The sequence below is a fragment of the Caulobacter sp. FG7 genome (assembly GCF_057808875.1).
Genome location: NZ_JBMDIW010000002.1, coordinates 103,339 through 124,529 on the forward strand (window position 1 = coordinate 103,339; position 21,191 = coordinate 124,529).

General features: G+C 71.1%; 22 protein-coding genes. 14 read left to right on the forward strand and 8 right to left on the reverse strand.

The window, feature by feature from the left end; genetic code table 11:
* Positions 1-105 precede the first annotated feature (105 nt).
* The gene (locus tag ACODR1_RS02230; RefSeq protein WP_488878992.1) at positions 106-528 is read left to right on the forward strand and encodes a hypothetical protein; all 423 of its coding nucleotides are present in this window, start codon (positions 106-108) and stop codon (positions 526-528) included.
* Positions 529-652: 124 nt separating this feature from the next.
* Here the strand turns inward: ACODR1_RS02230 and ygfZ are convergent, their stop codons facing one another.
* On the reverse strand, positions 653-1,474 hold the full coding sequence (ygfZ, locus tag ACODR1_RS02235) for a CAF17-like 4Fe-4S cluster assembly/insertion protein YgfZ (RefSeq protein WP_488878993.1): 822 nt from the start codon (positions 1,472-1,474) through the stop codon (positions 653-655).
* 109 nt (positions 1,475-1,583) lie between these two features.
* Between ygfZ and ACODR1_RS02240 the strand changes: the two genes are divergently transcribed.
* The 3 genes from ACODR1_RS02240 (at position 1,584) to ACODR1_RS02250 (ending at position 4,924) form a co-directional block, all read left to right on the forward strand.
* The gene (locus ACODR1_RS02240) at positions 1,584-2,795 is read left to right on the forward strand and encodes a glycosyltransferase family 9 protein (RefSeq protein ID WP_488878994.1); all 1,212 of its coding nucleotides are present in this window, start codon (positions 1,584-1,586) and stop codon (positions 2,793-2,795) included.
* Positions 2,796-2,799: 4 nt separating this feature from the next.
* Positions 2,800-3,381, forward strand: a complete 582-nt coding sequence (locus ACODR1_RS02245) for a hypothetical protein (protein ID WP_488878995.1) — start codon at positions 2,800-2,802, stop codon at positions 3,379-3,381.
* Between the two features lie 208 nt (positions 3,382-3,589).
* Positions 3,590-4,924, forward strand: coding sequence for a dihydroorotase (locus ACODR1_RS02250; RefSeq protein WP_488878996.1), 1,335 nt, complete (start codon positions 3,590-3,592; stop codon positions 4,922-4,924).
* Between the two features lie 159 nt (positions 4,925-5,083).
* Here the strand turns inward: ACODR1_RS02250 and ACODR1_RS02255 are convergent, their stop codons facing one another.
* Positions 5,084-6,628 carry a T6SS phospholipase effector Tle1-like catalytic domain-containing protein gene (locus tag ACODR1_RS02255; protein ID WP_488878997.1) on the reverse strand — a complete coding sequence of 515 codons (1,545 nt, stop codon included), beginning with the start codon at positions 6,626-6,628 and terminating at the stop codon, positions 5,084-5,086.
* A gap of 181 nt (positions 6,629-6,809) precedes the next feature.
* On the opposite strand from ACODR1_RS02255, the gene ACODR1_RS02260 reads away from it, so the two are divergent.
* The 5 genes from ACODR1_RS02260 (at position 6,810) to ACODR1_RS02280 (ending at position 12,199) form a co-directional block, all read left to right on the forward strand.
* The gene (locus ACODR1_RS02260; protein ID WP_488878998.1) at positions 6,810-7,157 is read left to right on the forward strand and encodes a YciI family protein; all 348 of its coding nucleotides are present in this window, start codon (positions 6,810-6,812) and stop codon (positions 7,155-7,157) included.
* Between the two features lie 3 nt (positions 7,158-7,160).
* Positions 7,161-7,475, forward strand: coding sequence for a YciI family protein (locus ACODR1_RS02265; protein WP_488878999.1), 315 nt, complete (start codon positions 7,161-7,163; stop codon positions 7,473-7,475).
* Positions 7,472-8,701: an RNA polymerase sigma factor gene (locus ACODR1_RS02270; RefSeq protein WP_488879000.1), complete on the forward strand. Its 1,230-nt coding sequence runs from the start codon at positions 7,472-7,474 to the stop codon at positions 8,699-8,701. Before ACODR1_RS02265 ends, ACODR1_RS02270 begins: the two co-directional genes overlap by 4 nt.
* Before the next feature lie 30 nt (positions 8,702-8,731).
* Complete coding sequence (locus tag ACODR1_RS02275; protein WP_488879001.1) at positions 8,732-10,516, forward strand: feruloyl-CoA synthase; 1,785 nt, start codon at positions 8,732-8,734, stop codon at positions 10,514-10,516.
* Positions 10,517-10,660: 144 nt separating this feature from the next.
* Positions 10,661-12,199, forward strand: coding sequence for an acetolactate synthase large subunit (locus ACODR1_RS02280; RefSeq protein ID WP_488879002.1), 1,539 nt, complete (start codon positions 10,661-10,663; stop codon positions 12,197-12,199).
* Between the two features lie 179 nt (positions 12,200-12,378).
* On the opposite strand, the gene ACODR1_RS02285 is transcribed toward ACODR1_RS02280, so the two are convergent.
* A complete protein-coding gene (locus ACODR1_RS02285) occupies positions 12,379-13,713 on the reverse strand; it encodes a hypothetical protein (protein ID WP_488879003.1) in 1,335 nt (444 codons plus the stop codon).
* Positions 13,714-13,865: 152 nt separating this feature from the next.
* On the opposite strand from ACODR1_RS02285, the gene ACODR1_RS02290 reads away from it, so the two are divergent.
* Positions 13,866-14,945 carry an MBL fold metallo-hydrolase gene (locus ACODR1_RS02290; RefSeq protein ID WP_488879004.1) on the forward strand — a complete coding sequence of 360 codons (1,080 nt, stop codon included), beginning with the start codon at positions 13,866-13,868 and terminating at the stop codon, positions 14,943-14,945.
* 7 nt (positions 14,946-14,952) lie between these two features.
* On the opposite strand, the gene ACODR1_RS02295 is transcribed toward ACODR1_RS02290, so the two are convergent.
* On the reverse strand, positions 14,953-15,228 hold the full coding sequence (locus ACODR1_RS02295) for a hypothetical protein (RefSeq protein WP_488879005.1): 276 nt from the start codon (positions 15,226-15,228) through the stop codon (positions 14,953-14,955).
* Between the two features lie 109 nt (positions 15,229-15,337).
* Between ACODR1_RS02295 and ACODR1_RS02300 the strand changes: the two genes are divergently transcribed.
* Both ACODR1_RS02300 and ACODR1_RS02305 read left to right on the forward strand, forming a co-directional pair.
* Complete coding sequence (locus ACODR1_RS02300) at positions 15,338-15,796, forward strand: MarR family winged helix-turn-helix transcriptional regulator (RefSeq protein ID WP_488879006.1); 459 nt, start codon at positions 15,338-15,340, stop codon at positions 15,794-15,796.
* Positions 15,793-16,578 (forward strand): enoyl-CoA hydratase, encoded by a 786-nt coding sequence (locus tag ACODR1_RS02305; RefSeq protein ID WP_488879007.1) that lies wholly within the window; start codon positions 15,793-15,795, stop codon positions 16,576-16,578. Before ACODR1_RS02300 ends, ACODR1_RS02305 begins: the two co-directional genes overlap by 4 nt.
* Before the next feature lie 147 nt (positions 16,579-16,725).
* Here the strand turns inward: ACODR1_RS02305 and ACODR1_RS02310 are convergent, their stop codons facing one another.
* On the reverse strand, positions 16,726-17,637 hold the full coding sequence (locus ACODR1_RS02310) for a hypothetical protein (protein WP_488879008.1): 912 nt from the start codon (positions 17,635-17,637) through the stop codon (positions 16,726-16,728).
* A gap of 110 nt (positions 17,638-17,747) precedes the next feature.
* Positions 17,748-18,452: a c-type cytochrome gene (locus ACODR1_RS02315; RefSeq protein WP_101717224.1), complete on the reverse strand. Its 705-nt coding sequence runs from the start codon at positions 18,450-18,452 to the stop codon at positions 17,748-17,750.
* 169 nt (positions 18,453-18,621) lie between these two features.
* On the opposite strand from ACODR1_RS02315, the gene ACODR1_RS02320 reads away from it, so the two are divergent.
* Together ACODR1_RS02320 and ACODR1_RS02325 are read left to right on the forward strand one after the other, a co-directional pair.
* Positions 18,622-19,356: a 3-deoxy-manno-octulosonate cytidylyltransferase gene (locus tag ACODR1_RS02320; protein WP_488879009.1), complete on the forward strand. Its 735-nt coding sequence runs from the start codon at positions 18,622-18,624 to the stop codon at positions 19,354-19,356.
* A gap of 8 nt (positions 19,357-19,364) precedes the next feature.
* A complete protein-coding gene (locus ACODR1_RS02325; protein WP_488879010.1) occupies positions 19,365-20,213 on the forward strand; it encodes a prephenate dehydratase in 849 nt (282 codons plus the stop codon).
* A gap of 116 nt (positions 20,214-20,329) precedes the next feature.
* Here the strand turns inward: ACODR1_RS02325 and ACODR1_RS02330 are convergent, their stop codons facing one another.
* Complete coding sequence (locus ACODR1_RS02330; protein ID WP_488879011.1) at positions 20,330-20,896, reverse strand: type II toxin-antitoxin system VapC family toxin; 567 nt, start codon at positions 20,894-20,896, stop codon at positions 20,330-20,332.
* A gap of 1 nt (position 20,897) precedes the next feature.
* Positions 20,898-21,191: a hypothetical protein gene (locus ACODR1_RS02335; protein ID WP_488879012.1), complete on the reverse strand. Its 294-nt coding sequence runs from the start codon at positions 21,189-21,191 to the stop codon at positions 20,898-20,900.

The following is a 21,191-nucleotide window of genomic DNA, read 5'->3' on the forward strand; positions in this document are numbered from 1 at the left end:
CGAAAACCAGAACTTTCAGGGAACATTCTCCCACCCGCGACGGAAACGCCGGTCTCGCACGTTTGGCTTGGCGAGAGGGACGCCAACGACAAGGAGAAGCCGCTCATGCGCGCTTTCCGAACGCTCGCCGCGCTCGCCCTGGCGACCGCGACCATGACCGCCTCGCCGGTCCTCGCCCAGCATCGCGACAGGGATGACAACCCGCCCGGTCCGCGCGGCGGTCCGGGCACCAACTGGGAGAACCCGCCCGGCTGGCGCGGCGGCCCCGGCGCCTCGCCCGATCGCCGCTTCTACCGCTGGCAAGGCCAGAAGGTCCGCTTCGACTATCGCCGCGGCTACTACTACAACCCGCGCTTCGGCTACTGGCACCCGACCTACGGCTGGTGGAACCAGGCTCGCCGCTGCTGGCTCGACCGCGACGACAACCCGCCCGGCCCCCGCGGCGGCCCCGGCACCAACTGGGAGAACCCGCCTGGCTGGCGCGGCGGTCCCGGCGCCTCGCCCGACCGCTACGGCCGCTGCCGCTAAGGCGTCTCGATAGCCAGGTCCGGTGTGTGGTCCTCGTCCTTCGACAGGCTCAGGATGAGGACCATTTACAGGCCCGGACTGTGGAAAACCTCATCCTGAGCCTGTCGAAGGACGGGGCTTCGTCTCAGCCCGCCGCCGGCGTCTGCGGAACCCACTCGGGCCGGTCGACCCGCACCGGACGGCCGTCGACGGTCAGCTGGGCGCCCTCGATGCGGTCCAACCGCAGCAGGGCCATGGCCCGGCCGTCGCTTCCGCTCAGCACCTCGCCGGCGCGCAGCTCGCCGGCCAGCACCTCGGCCCCGAAGGCCGGAGCAGGGCCGTCGAAGACGATCGGCAGCATGCGGTTCTTGATCGTGCCGCGCCGCTTCATGCGGCTGGTGGTCTCCTGGCCGACGAAGCAGCCCTTCTTGAAGTCGATGCCGCCCAGCAGATCGAAGTCGGCTTCGATCGGATAATTCTTGTCGCTCAGCCAGTCGGCCGGCCCGGGCACGCCCAGGGCCAGGCGATGGGCCTCGTAGGCGGCCTCGTCGGCGTCGGGCTCGCCGGCAGAGCCGTACGCGCGCGCGCCCAGGGCCGGCAGGCGCGGATCGGCATAGAGCCCCTCGCCCGTCACCGGCGCGCCGGCGGGATCGAAGGCGGCCGCCACCGTCAGGTCAAGTGACCCGATCTCGACCTTGGCCCGCAGGCGATACATGGAAAGGCGCGAGTCGATCGTCTCGCGGTGCTCGGCGGCGACGTCCAGCAGCGCCCCGTCCGGCAAGCCGGCCACGAACAGGTCGTAGAGCAGCCGCCCCTGCGGCGTCAGCAGGCCGGAAAAGCGCAACTCGCCCGGCGCCAGGCTGTCGACGTCCTGGGTCAGCAGGCCCTGCAGGAAGCTGCGCCAGTCGGGGCCGGCGACGGCGATGACGGCGCGGGACGGGAGATGGGCGAGACGCGTGCTAGTCATGGCCGCACATGTGGCGCCGAGGCGACGCCGACGCCAGTCTTTCGGCTCAAGAAAGCTTAAGCGGGATAACGGGATGCGTTGACAGCCGGTTCACCCTATACATGGACCGATGACACAGCGGGCCTTCCCGATTCTCTTCATCACCGCCACGCGTATTGGCGACGCCGTGCTGTCGTCCGGCCTCATCAAAATGCTGGCCGACGAGATCCCCAACGCCCGCTTCACCATCGTCGCCGGCCCGCTGGCCGCGCCGCTGTTCGCCCACGTGCCCGGCCTCGATCGCGTGATCGTCATGGAGAAGGGCAAGGGCAAGGGCCACTGGTTCAAGCTGTGGAACCAGGTGCGCCACAAGAAGTGGGGCCTGGTCGTCGACCTGCGCGGCTCAGCCACCGCCCTCTTCCTGCGCCGCGAGAAGCGGGCGATCTGGAAGAAGACCCCAGGCGAAATCGCCCACAAGGTGGTCGAGACCGCTCGCGTGCTGAAGATCGACGGCGATCCGCCGGCTCCGCACCTCTACATCACGCCCGAGGTCCAGGCCCTGGCCGACCAGATGCTGGCCCCGCGCGGCAACGAACCGGCAGGCCCGATCCTGGCCATGGGCCCGGCCGCCAACTGGATCGGCAAGGTCTGGCCGATCGAGCGCTTCACCCAGACCGCCGCCCAGCTGCTGGGCCCCGGCGGCAAGCTGGAGGGCGGGCGCCTGCTGATCCTGGGCGGTCCCGAGGACGGCCGCATGGTCGAGGAGCTGCGGATGGCTTCCGCCCGAGGCAGATGCATCGACCTGACGGGCAAGGTGGACCTGCTGACCGCCTATGCCTGCCTGAAGCGCGCCGACCTCTTCATCGGCAACGACAGCGGCCTGATGCACATCGCCGCCGCCGCCGGCACGCCGACCGTCGGCCTGTTCGGCCCATCGGACGAGCGCCGCTACGGCCCCTGGGGCCCGCTGACCCGCGCCGTGCGCGGCCCGCGCGACTTCGACCAGTTCAAGGCCGTCGACCCGGACCTTTCGCAGGCCATCCGCCACATGAGCGACCTGCCGGTGGCCAAGGTCGTGCGCGCCGCGATCGAGCTGCTGGACGAAGCCCGCGCCGCCGTCGTTCCCGCGACGATCGTGGAGCCCCAGCCCGCTGTCGAGGCCGAAGCGCCGGTCGATACGCCGCCCGAAGCACAAGCAGAGACGCCCCTGGCCAGCGAAGCCGCGCCGGAGCTGCCGCTCGACCTGCCCGCCGCGCCGCCCGCGCCTGAGGCCGAACCCAAGCTCAAGGTCTCGCCCCGCCGCCGCAAGCGCCCGGACGGCGAAGCCAGCCCGCAGGCCTGATGCAATGAAGGCGATCCTGGCGCTGTGCGCGCTGCTTGGCCTCTCGGCCGCCCCGGCCGCCGCCGCGCCCCTCCCTGCGCCCCTTCCAGCGCCCAAGACGCCGGCCGACCAGTTCTTCGCCCGACTGACCGCCCTGTGCGGCAAGACCCTGACCGGCCAGGTCGTCGCCGGCGACGCCGCCGACGAGCCGTTCCGCAAGTCGGCGCTGGTGATGACCGTGGCCAGCTGCGACGCCCGCGAGATCCGCATCCCCTTCCACGTGGGCGAAGACCGCTCGCGCACGTGGATCATCACCCGCCTCGAGGACGGCGGCTTGCGCCTCAAGCACGACCACCGCCACGCCGACGGCGTCGAGGACGAGCTTTCCCGCTATGGCGGCGACACGGTCGAGGCGGGAACAGCCCAATTGCAGCGCTTTCCGGTCGACACGGAGTCCAAGGCGATGTTCACCCGCCTGGACCGCGCGGTGTCCAACACCAACGTCTGGTCGCTGGGCCTGACCGACCAGGCCTTCACCTACGAGCTCTCCCGCCCCGGCCGCCTGTTCCGGGTGTCGTTCGACCTGGACAAAGGGGCCCAACCCTAACCCCTCCCCCGATTTCCCCCGCTAAGGCGGGGGCCCAAGCTGAGTCAGAAACCAGTTCTCCCCTGACGCTTTCCAGAGGTCGCCAATCCCGCTTGGATCCCCGCCTTCGCGGGGAAGCTCGGAGTTGGGGTGCAACGGCGAATGAAACGTGTTGCCACCGCTCCCCAGCGGACCTAGACCGCCCCAAACCACCGCAGGAGCGCGCCCCATGTCCCAGACCTTCGACCTGATCGTCCGTGGGGGCGAGGTGGTGAACCACGCCGGGCGCGGGATCACCGACATCGGCGTACGCGGCGGCAAGATCGTCGCCATCGGCGACCTCTCCCAGGCCAGCGCCGGCGAGGTGTTCGACGCCTCGGGCCTGACCGTGCTGCCGGGCGTGATCGACAGCCAGGTGCACTTCCGCGAGCCGGGCCTGGAGTGGAAGGAAGACCTCGAAAGCGGCAGCCGCGGTGCGGCCCTCGGCGGCGTCGTCGCCGTGTTCGAGATGCCCAACACCGAGCCGACCACCACCGATCCTGACGCCCTGGCCGACAAGCTGTCGCGCGCCAAGAACCGCATGCACACCGACCACGCCTTCTATGTCGGCGGCACGCACGAGAACGCCAACTTCCTGGGCGAGCTGGAACGCCTGCCCGGCTGCTGCGGCATCAAGGTGTTCATGGGCGCCTCGACCGGCAGCCTGCTGGTGCAGGACGACGAGGGCGTCGAGAACGTGCTGCGGCACGTCAACCGCCGCGCGGCCTTCCACTCGGAGGACGAGTACCGCCTGGCCGATCGCCGCAGCCTGGCCCGTCCCGGCGACTGGACCAGCCACCCCGAGGTGCGCGACGCCCAGGCCGCCCTGCAGTCGACCCACCGCCTGGTGCGCATCGCCAAGAACCTGGGCAAGCGCATCCACGTGCTGCACGTGACCACCAAGGAAGAGATCGACTTCCTGGCGCTGAACAAGGACGTCGCCAGCGTCGAGGTCACGCCCCAGCACCTGACGCTGGTCGCGCCCGAAGCCTATGAGCGGCTGAAGGGCTTCGCCCAGATGAATCCGCCGATCCGCGACGCCTATCACGTGGCCGGCGTCTGGCGCGGCATCGAGGCCGGCATCGCCGACGTGCTGGGCAGCGACCACGCCCCGCACACCCGCGAGGAGAAGGCCCGCCCCTACCCGGCCTCGCCGTCGGGCATGCCGGGCGTGCAGACCCTGGTGCCGGTGATGCTGACCCACGTGGTCGACGGCAAGCTCTCCCTCGAGCGGTTCGTCGACCTGACCAGCCACGGCGTCAACCGCGTGTTCGGCCTGGCCGACAAGGGCCGCCTGGCCGAAGGCTTCGACGCCGACTTCACCATCGTCGACATGAAGGCCCGCAAGGTCATCACCCACGAGCAGATGGCCAACCGCGCCGGCTGGACCCCGTTCGACGGTTTCGAGGCCAAGGCCTGGCCGGTGGCCACCATCGTCCGTGGCATCGTGGTCATGCGCGACGACGAGATCGTGGCCGAGGGCCGCGGCGAGCCGGTGCGCTTCCTGGAAACCCTGGCGCACTAGGGCGCCGGAGAGGATCGACACCTCACCGGTTGAGACGAAAACCTCGTCCTTCGACAAGCTCAGGATGAGGTTTTTCCATCGCTCGGGCCTGTAGATGGACCTCACCCTGAGCTTGTCGAAGGGCGAGGGCCGCGCACCGGGCCTGAATGTCGATCGGACCTACCTCCCAAACAGACCGCGCACCCAGGCGCCGACGCCCGCCAGGACGTCGGCCGCCGGCGCGCCGATCCCGAAGGGCAGCAGCCGCAGCAGCTCGTGGGCCACCACGCCCAGCAGCCAGACCAGCAGCAGGGCGCCGGCGATCAGCGCCAGCACGAACAGCAGCCGGAACGGCGGGCCGGTGAACAGCTCGACATAGCGGTGCGGGCCCAGCCTCGTCTCGCCGGTGAACGGCGAGAACACCTTGGGCCGGTAGTGCGCCATCCGCGTCCAGCGCAGGCGCGCGCCGGGATGCACCTCGTCGCGCCCGATCGACACCGCCCGCGAGCGATAGCCGCCGATCATGCCCAGGAGGTCGGTCATCCACACCGGCCGCAGCGTTCCGGGCCGGCGTCCGATCCGCCAGTCGACCAGCGGATTGGCCAGGTCTCCGGCCTGGGCCAGCTCGCCGTCCGGCCGGTCGTCGAAGACCAGGCCCGCCGCCTGCGCGCCCTGCGCCACCCACAGCAGGGCGGCGCTCGACAGGCCCAGCTCGAAATTGCCGCCGCCTACCGCCCCGTGGTCGCCCGGGAACCACTTCTGCTGGTAGCGCCGCTCGCCATAGGGGATGTAGCCGGGCGCCCTGCGGTCGACGACCTGGGCCAGGGGCGCGACTTCGCGTCCCGCCTTGGCCGCCCGCGCGTTGCGCGCCTTGGTCCCGGCGTTCAGCTCCTCGGTGGCGGTGATGTTCAGGTCACGGATGTTGGAGAACGGCGCGGCGCTGAAGGTGCGGCGGTCCTCGTCGGCGGCGATGGCGTGGCGCAGGCTCTCGATCAGCTTGGAGGCTTCGGTGTCGTGAAAGCGGAAGCGCTTGTTGAAGGCCGACAGCAGCCAGAAGCGGTCGGGCACGCCCAGCGCCCCCACTGTGTCCCACAAGCCCAGATAGCGGATGCGCACGGCCCGCCTGCGACGAACCTCGTCGGTCAGAAGGCACTCCTCGCCCTCGGCCGCGTCGGCCGCCCGCCGGGTCACGGTGGTCTCGCCGACCTTGCGCAGCAGGTCCTCGCTGCCCACCACCTCGCGCCGCGAATAGCGGTCGCGGAACTCCTGGCACTCGGGCCCGGCGGGATGGATCTTGCGGTTGCGATAGAGCGCCATCGCCTCGGGCACCCGCTGCAGGTGCTCGGGACGCAGGATGCCGCACTTGCGGATCAGGCCGCACAGGCTGCGGGCGGTGTAGGCGCCGCGGCTGAAGCCGAAGATGAAGATCTCGTCGTCCGGCTCCTTGTAGTTCAGGACGATGAAGCGGTAGGCCTGCTCGATCTTGCGATCCAGGCCCGCCCCGAAGGCCCCGCCGAGGATGGCTTCCAGGCGGTCGCTGGTGCGGCTGACTCCGGTCGCGGTGCCCACGCCCTCGTCGTAATAGACCACCTGCGGCACGCCGGGCTTGCCGTTCTGGCCGGGCGGATCGCGCACCACCGAGCGCGCCAGCCGGGCGACATTGGTCAGGTTCTGCATCTGCAGCCCGTTCCAGGTGCCGTCGCAGAATACCGCCAGCCGGATCATGGTCGCCTCCCCCAAGGCACAATCTTTGCGCGAAGCTATCCGCATTGAAGCCATCGGTAAACGCGCTTGCGGCAGGTCCTGGGGGCTCGACTTTTTTCGCCGGCGCTGTCGAATGCGGCCGGTCCGGCGCGTCTCTCCTTCGAAGGCGGCGCACAGGGCGTCCGCCGGACGGAGACCCGCCATGAAATACATGCTGCTGATCTACGAGACCGAGGCCCACTACGCCGGCGAGACCGGGCGGGCGCTGCTGGCCGACGTCATCGCCGGGCACATGCGGTTCACCGACGAACTGCAGGCGGCCGGCCTCGACTGGAGCGGCTCGGAACTGGCCCCCACCGAAGCGGCCTCGACCCTGACCCAGGACGGCGTCGTGCACGACGGCCCCTTCGCCGAGACCCACGAGCAGCTGGGCGGCTTCTACCTGGTCGACGTCGCCGACCACGCCGCGGCGGTGGAATGGGCGCGGAAGATCCCGCTGTCGCCCGGCGGCAAGATCGAGATCCGTCCCGCCGGCGACAATTGCGGCTAGGCCGTGCGCTACGCCCTGCTGGTCTATGAGGACGAGGCGGCCGCCGCCGCGCTGGCGCCGGTCCGCCGGGCCTTCGCCGCCGCCCTTTCGGCGGCGGGGGTCCTGCGGGGGCAGGCGGCGCTGAAGAGCCCGGACACCGCCACCACCCTGCGGCGGGACCGCCCCCTGCACGACGGCCCCCACGCCGAGGCCGGCGAGCCGCTGGCCGGCCTCTACTTGATCGAGGCCCGCGACCTGGACGCGGCCCTGGCCTGGGCCCGCCGCCTGCCGCTGGGCGACGGCGCGGTCGAGGTGCGGCCGCTGGCCGAGGCGGCGTGAGCCCCGAGCTCGACCGCGCCGCGCGCGAGGCCGGCGGCCGGATCATCGCCGCCCTGGCCGCCAGCTTCCGCGACCTCGACCTGGCCGAGGACAGTTTCGCCGAGGCCTGCGCCCGGGCGGCGGCGACCTGGCCGCGCGACGGCGTCCCGCGCCAGCCGGCCGCCTGGCTCTACGCCGCCGCTCGCCGCTGCGCGCTGGACGCCCTGCGCCGGCGGGCGGTGCGATCGCGGCTGTCGCCAGACGCGCCAGAGCCGGAACCGACCATCGAGGACGCCCTGACCTCGGACGAACGGCTGATCCCCGACGAGCGCCTGCGGCTGATCTTCGTCTGCTGCCATCCCGCCGTGGCCCCGGAGTCGCGGGCGGCCCTGACCCTGCGCCTGGTCTGCGGGCTGTCGGTGCAGGAGATCGCCCGCGCCTTCCTGGTGACCGAGGCGGCGATGTTCCAGCGCCTGACCCGCGCCAAGAAGAAGATCGCCCAGGCGGGCGTCGCCTTCGAGGTCCCCGGCCCCGAGGCCTGGCCCGAGCGACTTTCGGCGGTGCTGTCGACGCTGGAGGTCGCCTATTCCAAGGCCCACGAGGACGCCGCCGGCGCCGGGGCCCACGCGGCCTACGCCCGCGAGATCCTAGACCTGACGGCGGCGCTGGCCGAGCTGGCCCCAGGCGAGGCCGAATGCCTGGCCCTGGCCGCGCTGGTCCGCTACGCCGAGGCTCGGCGGCCGGCCCGGCTGGACGAGACCGGGGCCATGACGCCGCTCTCCCAGCAGGACCCCGCGCTCTGGCGCCGCCCGCTGATCGACGAGGCGCAGGCCTATCTGCGCCGCGCCGCCGATCTGAACAGGCCTGGCCCCCGCCAACTTCAGGCCGCCGTCCACGCCGTCTGGTGCGGTCGCCGAAGCCTGGACGAGCCGCCGCGCTGGGGCGCGGTGCTGGCCCTCTACGACGCCCTGCTGGTCTGGCGCGACGACGCGGTGGCTCGCCTCAACCGCGCCGTGCCCCTGGCCGAGGTCGCGGGTCCACAGGCCGCCCTGGCCGAGGTCGACCAGCTGGACGCCGAGCGCCTGGCCGCCTTCCGCCCATTCCACGCCGTGCGCGCCGACCTGCTGGCCCGCCTTTCCCGCCCGGCCGAGGCCCGCGCCGCATACGACCGCGCCCTGGCGCTGGATCCCGCCCCGGCCGAGCGGCTGTGGCTGGAACGCCGCCGAACGGCGCTCGGCGAGGATTGAACGCGCGTTTGCGGCGGGACATAAAAGGGGATGGAATCCCTCGATGACGCCCCCTTCCGTGACGCCCGCTACGCCCCGCGCGCCCTGGAGGTCGAACGTCGCGGCGATACGCTGATCCTGCGCAACCCCATGCCCTATTCCGATGCGGTGACGACGGTGACCGCCCCGCTGGCCCGCTGGGCGGCGCAGGCCCCCGACCGGGTCTGGCTGGCCGAACGGATCGAGGGGCAGGACGGCTGGCGCACCGTGACCTACGGCGAGGCGGCGACCCGCGTGGCGGCCCTGGCCGGCGGCCTTGAGACCCTGGGCCTGTCGCGTGGCAAGCCGCTGCTGATCCTGGCCCGCAACGGGATCGACCACGCCTTGATCGCCTATGCCGCCATGAGCCTGGGCGCGCCGGCCGCGCCGGTCTCGCCGCAGTACGGCCTGCTGGGCGCGGATCTCTCGCGTCTCGTCCAGGCGGTGGAGCGGATCAAGCCGTCGGCGGTCTATGTCGACGACGCCGCCGCCTTCGCCCAGGCCCTGGACCACGACTGCCTGGACGGCCTGCCGGTGATCGCCAGCCGTAACCCGCGTCCCGGCGACCAGCCGTTCGAAGCCCTTCTGGCCAGCCCGCCGGCGGCCGACGTGGCCCAGGGCGACGACATCGCCAAGCTGCTGCTGACCTCGGGCTCGACCGGACGACCCAAGGCGGTGATCTGCACCCACGCCAACATTGCCCTGAACGCCGCCCAGATCGAGGCCTGCTACGCCGACCCCGACCCGCCGGTGCTGGTCAATTCCGCGCCCTGGAGCCACAGCCTGGGCGCCAACGCCATCCTGCACATGGTGCTGCACCGGGGCGGCACGCTGCACATCGACGCCGGCCAGCCCGTGCCCGGGCGCTTTGCCGACACGCTGCGCAACCTGCACGAGGTCTCGCCGACCTATCACAACATGGTGCCGGCCGGCTGGGGCCTGCTGGTCGGGGAGCTGGAGCGCGACCCGGCGCTGGCCCAGACCTTCTTCTCACGCGTGCGGGTGCTGCAATACGGCGGCGCCTCGATGGCCCAGTCTATCCTCGACCGCGTGCAGGCCGTGGCCCTGGCGACGACCGGCGAACGCATCACCTTCGCGGCCGGCTATGGCGCGACCGAGACCGGCCCGACCGCCTGCAACATCCACTGGCTGAACGCCCGCTCTGGCATGGTCGGCCTGCCCACGCCCGGCACAGCGGTGAAGCTGGTTCCGGCCGGCGAGAAGCTGGAGATCCGGGTCAAGGGCCCGCAGGTCTCGCCCGGCTATCTCGACCAGCCCGAAGCCACCCGCGAGGCCTTCGACGAGGACGGCTTCTACCGCCTGGGCGACGCCGCCCGACTGGCCGATCCCGAGGATCCCGCCGCCGGCCTGGTCTTCGACGGACGCCTGGTGGAGAACTTCAAGCTGGCCAGCGGCGCCTTCGTGGCCGCTGGCGCCCTGCGGGTGGCGGCGATCTCGGCCATCGGCGGGGCGGCGTCCGACGCCGTGGTCTGCGGCGAGGGCCGCGACGGGGTCGGGCTGATGCTGTTCCTGGAGCCGCGCACCTGCGAGGCCCTGGGCGGGGCCGCCGCCGCCCGGGCGGCGGTGCGCGCGGGCCTCGAAAGGTTCAACGCCCAGGGCAAGGGCGGGACCGGCAAGGTCGCCCGCGCCCTGATCCTTGCCGGCGCGCCCGACGCAGCCAGCGGCGAGCTGACCGACAAGGGCTACATCAACCAGGCCCTGGCCCGCGAACGCCGCCCGGCCGAGCTGGAGCGCCTGTTCGCCATCGCCCCCGACGAGGACGTGATGGTGTTTTAAAGATCCTCCCCCTCTGGGGGAGGTGGCCCAGAGGGCCGGAGGGGGGACGTTTTCAGCTTCCACGAAGCTGGCGGCGCTTCCCCCTCAGTCGCTCCGCGACAGCTCCCTTTTCAGGGGGAGCATTCAGTGAGTAGGGAGAGAACAATGAACGGCGCCGACGCCCTGATCACCACCCTGGCCGACAACGGCGTGACCGCCTGCTTCGCCAATCCGGGCACCAGCGAGATGCAGTTCGTCTCGGCCCTGGACCGCGAGCCGCGGATGCGTTCGATCCTCTGCCTGTTCGAGGGGGTGGCCACCGGCGCCGCCGACGGCTACGGCCGCATCGCGGGCAAGCCGGCCTGCACCCTGCTGCACCTGGGCCCCGGCTACGCCAACGGCGCGGCCAACCTGCACAACGCCCGCCGGGCCTTCACCCCGATCGTCAACGTGGTCGGCGACCACGCCACCTATCACCGCGGCTTCGACGCCCCGCTCAACAGCGACATCGCCGCCCTGGCCGCGCCCAACTCGCTGTGGGTGAAGTCGGCCGAATGCGCCGACAGCGTAGGCCCCCTGGCCGCCGAAGCGATCACCGCCAGTTACGGAACGCCGGGCGGAAACGCCTGCCTGATCCTGCCGGCCGACGCGGCCTGGAACGCGGCGACCGTGCACGGCGGCGTCGCCGAGATCCCTGCCCCGGCCGCGCCCGACGCCGAGACCGTGGCGGCCGTCGCCCATGCGGTGAAGACGGCCAAGGCCCCGGTGCTGCTGCTGGGCTCGGGCGCCTGCCGCGAGGACGGGATCGCCGCCGCCGGGCGTCTGGCGGCCCTGGGGATCCGGGTGCTGACCGACACCTTCACCGCCCGACAGGCGCGCGGCGAGGGTCGCTTCCGCCCCGACAAGCTGCCCTATTTCGGCGAGCAGGCCCTCAAGGAGCTCGACGGCGCCGACCTGATGGTGCTGGTCGCCACCGAGCGGCCGGTGGCCTTCTTCGCCTATCCCGACCGCCCCAGCGTGCTCGTGCCCGAGCATTGCGGCCTGGAGACGCTGTGCGGCCGCGAGGTCGACGCGACCGCCGCGCTGAACGCCCTGGCCGACGCCCTGGAGGCCCCCGCCGCCGGCCCCGTCGAACACTACGCCCCGCCCCCCGCGCCGGCCGGCAAGCTGGACGCCTGGGCCATCGGCGCCAGCATCGCCCGCCACATGCCCGCCGACACGGTGATCTCGGACGACGCGGTGACCGCCGGCCTGCCGATCTTCACCCAGACCCGCGCCGCCCGCGCTCACGACTGGCTGTCGCTGACCGGCGGCGCGATCGGCCAGGGCATCCCGCTGGCCATCGGCGCGGCCGTGGCCCGGCCGGGCGCCAAGGTCCTGGCCCTGACCGGCGACGGGGCGGGCATGTATACGGTGCAGGGCCTGTGGACGATCGCCCGCGAACAGCTGGACGTCGTGGTCGTGGTCTTCGCCAACCACGTCTATCGCATCCTCGGCATCGAGCTTTCCCGCACGGGCGCGGGCAATCCGGGCCCCGCGGCCAGCAAGCTGCTCGACCTTGGCGATCCGCGCATCGACTGGGTGGCGGTCTCGCAGGGGATGGGCGTGCCGGCCCAGCGCGTCGACACCGCCGAAGCCTTCGACGAGGCCCTCGCCCAGGCCATGGCGGCCAAGGGGCCGCGGCTGATCGAGGCGGCGCTTTAGGCAAGATGCTCCCCCTGAAGGGGGAGCTGTCGCGGAGCGACTGAGGGGGAAGTGATCACGGCGCCTCAGCTGCCGCTTCCCCCTCCGGCCCTCCGGGCCACCTCCCCCTGAAGGGGGAGGATTAAAAAACCCCGCCGGTTCGCACCGGCGGGGTTCTTCGTCAGAGCTCCGAAAAGCCCTTACTTCTTGATGTTGGTCGGCAGCTTGCAGCCACCACCGACGCCCTTGGCCTGCAGGCAGGACAGGAGCTCGTTCGGCTTCGGCGAAGCCTGGTTCAGCGGGTACGAAAGCACCCAGCCCGGCAGGCCGTCGGCGCAGGCCACTTCGACGAAGCCGCTGGTGTCGGTGCGGCCGATGATGCGCGCGCCCGAGACCTGGCAGCCGGCCTTGTTGTAGCTCTTCAGGTCGTCCCACAGGCGGGTGAACTCGACGTCGGCCTTGGTGTAGCTGCAGCGGAAGCCGTTCAGCTCGCCGGTGACGCAGTCATAGACGCGGTTGTCGGCGGCCGAGAAGACGCCGATGCCGCCCCGCGGCGTGTTCGAGCACTTCAGCTCGACGACTTCCTTCTTGGGGTCGTTCGACGGGAACAGGCCGTAGGACTCGACCTTGCAGTCGTAGCCGGCCTTCTTGGCCAGGCTGGTGTAGAGGCCGGCCTGCTCGGTCTTGGCCGCGCGGCTGTCGGTCAGGGTGCACTCGGCGCCGCCGGGAGCGTTGGCGCAGTCGATGGCGCGGACCAGGGCGCCGTTGGCGGTGGCCTGCTGCAGCACGTAGCCCTTGCCGTCCTGGCAGGCGACTTCGAAGTAGTTGTCGGTCTTGGTGGTCAGGATGTAGCGCTTGTCCTTGACCGCGCAGTTGTTCTTGGCGGCGGCGGCCAGGGTGTCGACGACCTGCAGCTGGGTGGCGCGGTCGGTCAGCTTGCACGAGATGTTGCCGGTTTCCTCGTACAGCAGGCAGCTGTTGGCCACCGTGCCCTCGACCTTCATCGGCACCGGGATCTGCAGGATGTAGCCCGCGCCGCCGGCGCAGGAGACTTCGAAGAACGAGTTGTTGTTGCCGGTGCCGATGGCGCGGGCGTTCTGCATGTCGCAGCTGGCGCCGGCCGTGGCCAGGTAGGGCTTCAGGCCCTGCTTGGGATCGGCGTTGCCCGGCAGTTGGCACTTCAGGCCCGAATCCTTGCCGTCGGCGCCCGGCTGGCCGGTCTCGACGCACGAGAAGGCCTGCGGCGGGGCGTCCTTCTTGGCCACCAGGGCGAAGCCCATGGCGTCCTGACAGGCCACTTCGTAGTAGGAGGTGTTCGACTTCTTGTCGGCGCCGATCAGTCGGGCGTCCGACACCTGGCACGCCACGCCGGCCTGGGTGAGCAGGGGCGGGGCTTCCTTCATACCGGCTTCACGCGACTTGGCGTCGACGGCGGCGGCGGCGGGCTTGGCATCCTTCGGCGCCGCGAAGGCGGCGGCCGGAACGAGCGCGGCGACCGCGAGGGCGGCCGTCAGGCCGATCGCGAATGGCCTCATGTCTGTAGTCTCCTGGGGGTGGATTCCTCGGGGCGGACTTAAGCCCCCCCTTGCATCGAGGGTCAAGATGTCGTCCGACGGGGGCGCAATCATGGCGCGGCTTGACCATGAAAAATGGGCTGGCGAGACGGCCAAAAGGGGAGTGAGCGGCGATGAGCGACGGGTTCGAGGAGACACCGGGCGAGGCCGAGACCCCACGCCGCCCGCGTCTGGCCTATCCCTTCGAGGTGGAGCCCGAGCCTGGTTCGGGCCAGGCGGTCGAGGTCGCGCCCGGCGTGCTGTGGCTGCGCCAGCCGCTGGGCGGGTCGCTGGGCTTCATCAACGTCTGGGCCCTGGCCGACGGCGAGGGCTGGGCGATCGTCGACACCGGCATGGCCACCAAGGACACCAGCGCCGCCTGGAAGGCCGCCTTCGCCGGTGCGCTGGAGGGCCGCCCCGTCACCCGCGTCATCGTCACCCACCTGCATCCCGACCATGTGGGCCTGGCCGGCTGGCTGACCCGCCGCTTCGACTGCCGGCTGTGGATGACGCGGCTGGAGTATTTCCAGTGCCGGATGCTGGTCGCCGACACCGGCCGCGAGGCGCCCGAAGACGGCGTACGGTTCTTCCACGCCGCCGGCTGGGACGACGACGCCATCGACAACTACAAGACCCGCTTCGGCGGTTTTGGCCGCGCCGTCCACGCCCTGCCCGACAGCTATCGCCGGATGACCGACGGCGAGACCTTCCGCATCGGCGAGCACGACTGGACGGTGGTGACCGGCCAGGGCCATTCGCCCGACCACGCCTGCCTGTGGAGCCCGTCGCTGGGCCTTCTGATCTCGGGCGACCAGGTGCTGCCGAAGATCTCGTCCAACGTCTCGGTGTTCCCCACCGAGCCCGACGCCGACCCGCTGGCCGACTGGCTGACCTCGCTGGCCAAGGTCAAGGCGGCCGTGCCCGACGAGGTGCTGGTGCTGCCGGCCCACAACGCGCCCTTCCGGGGCCTGCACGCCCGCATCGACCAGCTGATCGCCGGCCACGAGCGCGGCCTCTCGCGCCTGCTGGGCAAGCTGGAGGAGCCCCGCCGGGCGGTGGATACGTTCGGCGCCCTGTTCGCCCGACCGATCGGCCCCGACCTGCTGGGCATGGCCACCGGCGAGGCCCTGGCCCACCTCAACTGCCTGATCGCCCGCGGCAAGGCGGTGCGGACGGTCGATGAGGCGGGCGTGGGGTGGTATCGGGCCGTCTAGCGCCGGATCAGGCCGCCTTCTTCGGCAGGTAGACGACGCGGCACTCGCCATCGATCGTCGTGTAGCGGCCGTTGGCCGCGTCCACGAACGAGATGCGCCCGCCGTCGTTGTACGAGACCTTGCCCGTGGACCGGCCCTTGAAGACCTCGGTTCCGTAGGTCCAGCAGGTGATGTCGGCCGGCAGGTCGCTCCAGGTGGCGTCGTTGCGGGCGCGCTTGCTTTCGGTGCAGGCGGTGGAGGCCAGGACGCCGATCGCGGCGACGCAGACAAGTGCAGCTTTCATCTCGCCACCCTTCCACGAGCCGGCGGTGATCGGAAGCGGAAGTTGAGCGTCGATGCAAGCCGCCGAAACATCCGTTTGATATTTCGCACGCGAAGCATATAGTCGCCGTATGTCGACGCCCCCCGCCCCTGCTCCGGACAGACGTCTCGTCTTCCTGCTCGCCGCCGGCCATCGGCGCGTGCAGCGCTGGATCGAGTCCAAACTCGCGACCGAGGGCGCCGGCCTGACCTCCGCCCAGTCGGGGGTGCTGTTCTATCTGGGCGCCGCCGACGGCGCGCTGATCGGCGAGGCGGCCGAGGCCCTGGACCTGGCGCCGTCGGCCATGACCGGCCTCGTCGACCGCATGACCCGTACCGGCCTCGTCGAGCGCCGGCCCGACCCCAGGGACGGCCGCGCCCTGCGCCTGCACCTGACCGACCATGGCCGCGCCGCCCGCGCCGAAGCCAAGGCGGGTCTGGCCCACCTCAACGCCCACCTCACCGAGGGCTTCACGGACGACGAGATCGCCGTGGTCGCCCGCTGGCTTGCGAGCCTGCAAACCAAGTTCCCCAAGGGAGATTCCGTATGACCGAGCCCCTCAAGACCGAGCAGGTCAAGACCAGCCTCGAGGCCGGCGTGCTGACCATCACCCTGGCGCGTCCCGAGAAGAAGAACGCGCTCAGCAACGCCATGTACGGCGCCCTGGCCGACGCCCTGGAGGGGGCAGAGACCGATCCCGAGATCCGGGTGGTGGTGTTCCAGGCCGACGGCGACAGCTTCAGCGCCGGCAACGACCTGGGTGACTTCGTGGCCCAGGCCACCGGCGCCTTCACCGAGGAGCGCCACGTGTGGCGGTTTCTCAAGGCCCTGGCCAACGCCACCCGGCCGCTGGTCGCCGCCGTCCACGGCCAGGCCGTCGGCGTCGGCACGACCATGCTGCTGCACTGCGATCTCGTGTTCGTCGCGCCCGACGCCCGCCTGACCGTGCCGTTCGTCAACCTGGCCCTGGCCCCCGAGGCCGCGTCGAGCTGGCTGCTGCCGGCCCGTATCGGCCACGCCCGCGCCTACGCCATGTTCGCCCTGGGCGAGGCGGTGGACGGAACGACAGCCGCCGCCTGGGGCCTGGCCAACGCCGTGGTCCCGGCCGAGGACCTGCGCGCCAAGGCCCGCGCCGCCGCCGACCAGCTGGCCAAGCGTCCGCTGGGCGCCCTGACCGTCACCAAGGGCCTGATGCGCGACGCCGAGGCCATCGCCGCCCTGATGGACAAGGAAGGCGCCCTGTTCGCGCAGCGCCTGCAGACCGCCGAAGCCCGAGAAGCCTTCATGGCCTTCGCCGAACGCCGCGCCCCCGACTTCAGCAAGGCGGGGTGATAGCTTCAAGATCCTCCCCCTGAAGGGGGAGGTGGTCCGAAGGACCGGAGGGGGAAGTTCCGGAAGTCAGAGCGGCTGCAAGGCTGGCGATCACTTCCCCCTCAGTCGCTCCGCGACAGCTCCCCCTTCAGGGGGAGCATCTCTGCATCACGCCCCCGACAGCCAGTGCAACACGTTCAGCAGGAACGCCTTGTTCTGCGGCGCGGTCGGGGCGTTGAAGCCCATCTTGCGCTTCTGGGGCCCGGCGAGCTGGGCGGTGAACATCGCCGCCTCGCCCATGGCCACAACCCGCCCCTTGCCCACGGGCAAGGCCGCGCCGCGCAGCAGGCCCTCGCCGTCGTGACGGGGGGTCTTGTCGTCGAATTCCCAGGCCTTCTGCGGCATGGCCACGCTCCAGCCGCCGCGCAGCACCAGGAGCGGCTGGGCCTGCGGCGGGGCGCGGAACGACGAGCCGGTGAAGCTCTGCACCCGGTCGATCCCCTTGGTGATCGGATGGTCGAGCATCGAGCTGTCGGCGCGCTGGAAGAACTCCGGCCCGCCGCCGGTCTTCTGGGCGAAGCCGTTGTCGAACTCGAAACCGAAGGCCCTGGCCAGGGGCTCGGCCCCGCCGGGGAAGGGCATGTGGTCGGCGATCAGCAACAGGGCGCCGCCGGCCTCGACCCAGGCCTTCACCGCGGCGGCTTCCTCCGGCGTGTAGGCGCCCGGGTTCGGCAAGCTCCAGTCGCCGACGTTCACGGCCGCCAGCGGATTGGCCACGACCAGCAGGTCGACATCGGCCAGGCTCGCCGCCGACAGCGGCGCGGTCAGGCCCGACACCCGGTAGCCGTCGGCCCGGGCCACCGCCGCGAACGGCGCAAAGCGGCCGTCCACGGTGTGGAAGTTGTTGTGCCCGCCGTCGATGGCCAGGCGCGGCCCCCGACCTTGCGGATAGGCCGGCCTGGCGACGGAGGTGTCGACATCGAGGTCGGGCGCCTGCTGGCGGGCATGGGCGAGGCCGGCCGTCAGGCCGCCGGCAAGGGGAATGCTGGCGGCGCAAAGCAGGAACTGTCGACGACGCATGACGCGGATCCCCGGAGATTTCGCACGCGAGCCTATCGCGCATGGGGGCAAAGAAAAGGCCGCGGAGCCAAAGCCCCGCGGCCTTCTCGTTTCGATCGTTCGGCCAGGCCTTAGTGCGTGGCCGGGGCCGCGGTCGGCTTGTCGGCCGTGGCCGGAGCCGGGGCGGTCGCGGCGGCTGAAGCCGGAGCGCCGGCAGCGGGAGCGGCCGCGCCTTCGGCAGCGGGGGCCGCAGCCGCGTCGGCGGCCGGAGCGGCCGCGGCGGCGGGCTTGGGCGCCGGCACCGGGAGGGTCGAACCCAGGCTGTGCAGGTAGGCGATGATGGCGATGCGGTCTTCCTGCTTCTTCAGGCCCGCGAAGGTCATCTTGGTGCCCGAGATGTATTTGCCTGGGGCCTTCAGGAACTGGTCGACGTGGTCGTAGTCCCAAACGGGGTTCTGGCCGCCGAAGTCGGTCATCGAGCCCGAATAGCCGAAGCCCGGGTGGGTGCCCGGCTTCTTGCCCAGGGTGCCGAAGAGGTTGGGACCGGTGCCGTTGGGACCGCCCGAGGTGAAGGTGTGGCACGAAGCGCACTTGGCCGAGACGGCCTTGCCGGCCTCGATGTTGGCCGGCAGCAGCAGGACCGAACCCCAGTCGGGCGGAACCTCGGCGGCCGCGGCGCCCTCGCCGCCGGTGTCTTCCTGGACGGCGATCGCATAGCCGGGCTTTTCGACTTCGTGCTTCTTGAAGACGATGTCGGACGCCTCGCGCAGACCGAAGATGACCAGACCGGTCAGAAGCACGCCGCCGAAAATCTTGTTGAACGTAAGGTCGCTCATCTCAGCCTTGTCAGCCTCTTTATAGACCCGTCTTGCGTGGACGGAGCCGATTTATGAGCGCGGGTCCCCCCATGGTCTCCCCACGCGCGTGTTGCGCTCCGGTCTCTGACACGCTACCGCCCCGTGCGCAACCCGGGCGAACCGCGTTTCGCTTTCCAGACGTGACACCATGAACCCGATCGTCCTCATCCCCGCCCGCATGGCGGCCACCCGCCTGCCCAACAAGCCGCTGGCCGACATCGGCGGCCTGCCGATGATCGTGCGCGTGCTGCGCCAGGCGCAGGCGGCCGACATCGGCCCCGTGGCCGTGGCCGCCGGCGATCCCGAGATCGTGGCCGCGGTGGAAGCCGCCGGCGGCCGCGCCGTGCTGACCGATCCGGCCCTACCCTCGGGCTCGGACCGCATCCTGGCGGCCCTGGCGGTGCTCGATCCGGCCGGCGCCCACGACGTGGTCATCAACCTGCAGGGCGACATGCCGTTCGTCGACCCGGCCGTGCTGAGCGCCTGCGCCGGACAGCTGGCCGACCACCCCGACGCCGACATCGCCACCGTCGTCGCGCCGGAAGCCTCGGCCGCCGACCGCGCCAACCCCGACGTGGTCAAGGCCGTGCTGGCCATGGACGCCACAGGCCAAGGCGGCCGCGCCCTCTACTTCACCCGCTCGACGCTCTACGGCGACGCCCCGGTGTGGCGCCACATCGGCATCTACGGCTATCGCCGCGCGGCGCTGGAGGCCTTCAACGCCGCCGCGCCGTCGCCGCTGGAGCTGCGCGAGAAGCTGGAGCAGCTGCGGGCCATGGAACTGGGCCTGACCATTCGCGCGGCGGTGGCGGACGAGGCCCCGATCTCCGTCGACAATCCGTCCGACCTGCAGGCCGCCCGCGACCACGCCGAAAAGAACTGAAGAGTTAGATGAGCACCCTCAAGACCATCGCCTTCCAGGGCGAACTCGGCGCCAACAGCCACGAGGCGTGCCGCACCTACTTTCCCGACTATCAGGTCCTGCCCTGCGCCACCTTCGAGGAGGCGTTCGAGGCCATCAAGACCGGCGCGGCGCAGCTGGGCATGATCCCGATCGAGAACTCGATCGCCGGCCGCGTCGCCGACGTCCACCACCTGCTCCCCGCCTCGGGCCTGAAGATCATCGGCGAGCGGTTCAAGCCGATCCGCTTCCAGCTGATGACCAACAAGGGCGTGACGCTGGACACGGTGAAGACCGCCGTCTCGATGCCGATCGCGCTGTCCCAGTGCCGGCATAGCTTGAAGCGCCTGGGCCTTTCGACCGAGGGCGCGGGCGACACCGCCGGCGCCGCCAAGGCCCTGGCCGCCAAGCCCGACCCGACCCGCGCCGCCGTCGCGCCGGCCCTGGCCGCCGAGATCTACGACCTCGACATCCTGGCCCGCGACATCGAGGACGAGCGCCACAACACCACCCGCTTCCTCGTGATGACCGCCGACCCGGCCCCGCCGGCCCCGTCGTTCACCCACCGCTGCGTGACCAGCTTCGTGTTCCGGGTCCGCAACCTGCCGGCGGCCCTGTTCAAGGCCCTGGGCGGCTTCGCCACCAACGGCGTCAACATGACCAAGCTGGAAAGCTACATGGAGAACGGGGCCTTCACGGCCACCTTCTTCTACGCCGAGGTCGACGGCCGCCCCGAAGACCGCAGCCTGGCCCTGGCCTTCGACGAGCTGAAGTTCTTCTCCGAGCGCTTCGAGATCCTGGGCGTCTATCCGGCCGATCCGTTCCGCGACGGGAAGTAGGGCGGCGCGGTGCGTGGTCCTCGTCCTTCGACAAGCTCAGGATGAGGACCATTTACAGGCTCCGAGCAGTTGAAAAACCTCATCCTGAGCCTGTCGAAGGACGAGGTTTTCGCCCCTCACCCCTTGCGATAGAACAGCACCCGCCCCGCCGGGACGAGCTGAAGCAGGATATCGAACTCCCGCACATTGGCCGTCAGCACGGTCAGGCCCAGCTTAAGCGCCTGCAGGAACAGCACGCTGTCCTGCAGGGCCTTGAGGCGGGCGTCGCCGTCATAGCCCTGAAGTCGGCACATCATCCCGGACAGCAGGGCGGCGCGGCCCAGCACCTCGGCGTCGGGCTCGAACAGGCGATGGTCGGGCATGGCCTTGATCTGGCGCTCAATGGCGCCGATCGCGGCGGCCGTGCGCGGATCGTCGGGCCTTAGCACCCCGACCGCGTGCATCAGTTCCTGGACGGCCACGGTCGAGTGATTGACCTGCCGCGTCGCGACCAGGCCGCTGACGACCTCCGGCGCGCGGCCTTGCATCCGGTCGATATAGACGCAGGTGTCGAGCAGAAGGGCCGCCCCGGCCAGTTCGGCCTCGTCGGCGAAGGGCAGCTGCGCATGGTCGCGACGCGCCAGAGTGCGGCCAGGATCGAAGCGCGCCCAGCGGCGGGCGGCGTCGAAGTCGAAGGCCGCCACCTCAGAAACCCAGCTTCAGGTCCGGATCCACAGTCGCCCCGACCGCCTCGAAAGCCTCGGCGAAACGATCTTCGAGGGCCAGGCTGGCCAGGGCGAACTCCAGAAGCTCGGTGTCGCTGACGATGCCGGTATTGGCCTTGGCCTGCTCGATCAGCGCGGCGCTGAGACGACCGCCGATGCGACCGTCCTTTTCGGTCATGAGGCCGGAGCGCCGAGCGCTGGTCATCACGGCCACGAACCGGCCGCTCGACGGTCGCGGCGCAACGGGCGCAGCGGCGCTGGAAGCTTCCGTCAT

Excerpts from the sequence above, each read along its gene's own strand:
- ACODR1_RS02310 (WP_488879008.1), bottom strand. The coding sequence starts at position 17,637 with ATGCGTCGTCGACAGTTCCTGCTTTGCGCCGCCAGCATTCCCCTTGCC.
- ACODR1_RS02295 (WP_488879005.1), bottom strand. The coding sequence starts at position 15,228 with ATGAAAGCTGCACTTGTCTGCGTCGCCGCGATCGGCGTCCTGGCCTCC.
- ACODR1_RS02305 (WP_488879007.1), top strand. The coding sequence starts at position 15,793 with ATGACCGAGCCCCTCAAGACCGAGCAGGTCAAGACCAGCCTCGAGGCC.
- ACODR1_RS02245 (WP_488878995.1), top strand. The coding sequence starts at position 2,800 with ATGAAGGCGATCCTGGCGCTGTGCGCGCTGCTTGGCCTCTCGGCCGCC.
- ACODR1_RS02255 (WP_488878997.1), bottom strand. The coding sequence starts at position 6,628 with ATGATCCGGCTGGCGGTATTCTGCGACGGCACCTGGAACGGGCTGCAG.
- ACODR1_RS02300 (WP_488879006.1), top strand. The coding sequence starts at position 15,338 with ATGTCGACGCCCCCCGCCCCTGCTCCGGACAGACGTCTCGTCTTCCTG.
- ACODR1_RS02285 (WP_488879003.1), bottom strand. The coding sequence starts at position 13,713 with ATGAGGCCATTCGCGATCGGCCTGACGGCCGCCCTCGCGGTCGCCGCG.
- ACODR1_RS02315 (WP_101717224.1), bottom strand. The coding sequence starts at position 18,452 with ATGAGCGACCTTACGTTCAACAAGATTTTCGGCGGCGTGCTTCTGACC.
- ygfZ (WP_488878993.1), bottom strand. The coding sequence starts at position 1,474 with ATGACTAGCACGCGTCTCGCCCATCTCCCGTCCCGCGCCGTCATCGCC.
- ACODR1_RS02320 (WP_488879009.1), top strand. The coding sequence starts at position 18,622 with ATGAACCCGATCGTCCTCATCCCCGCCCGCATGGCGGCCACCCGCCTG.
- ACODR1_RS02275 (WP_488879001.1), top strand. The coding sequence starts at position 8,732 with ATGGAATCCCTCGATGACGCCCCCTTCCGTGACGCCCGCTACGCCCCG.
- ACODR1_RS02335 (WP_488879012.1), bottom strand. The coding sequence starts at position 21,191 with ATGACGGAAGCTTCCAGCGCCGCTGCGCCCGTTGCGCCGCGACCGTCG.
- ACODR1_RS02240 (WP_488878994.1), top strand. The coding sequence starts at position 1,584 with ATGACACAGCGGGCCTTCCCGATTCTCTTCATCACCGCCACGCGTATT.
- ACODR1_RS02250 (WP_488878996.1), top strand. The coding sequence starts at position 3,590 with ATGTCCCAGACCTTCGACCTGATCGTCCGTGGGGGCGAGGTGGTGAAC.
- ACODR1_RS02325 (WP_488879010.1), top strand. The coding sequence starts at position 19,365 with ATGAGCACCCTCAAGACCATCGCCTTCCAGGGCGAACTCGGCGCCAAC.
- ACODR1_RS02280 (WP_488879002.1), top strand. The coding sequence starts at position 10,661 with ATGAACGGCGCCGACGCCCTGATCACCACCCTGGCCGACAACGGCGTG.
- ACODR1_RS02230 (WP_488878992.1), top strand. The coding sequence starts at position 106 with ATGCGCGCTTTCCGAACGCTCGCCGCGCTCGCCCTGGCGACCGCGACC.
- ACODR1_RS02290 (WP_488879004.1), top strand. The coding sequence starts at position 13,866 with ATGAGCGACGGGTTCGAGGAGACACCGGGCGAGGCCGAGACCCCACGC.
- ACODR1_RS02260 (WP_488878998.1), top strand. The coding sequence starts at position 6,810 with ATGAAATACATGCTGCTGATCTACGAGACCGAGGCCCACTACGCCGGC.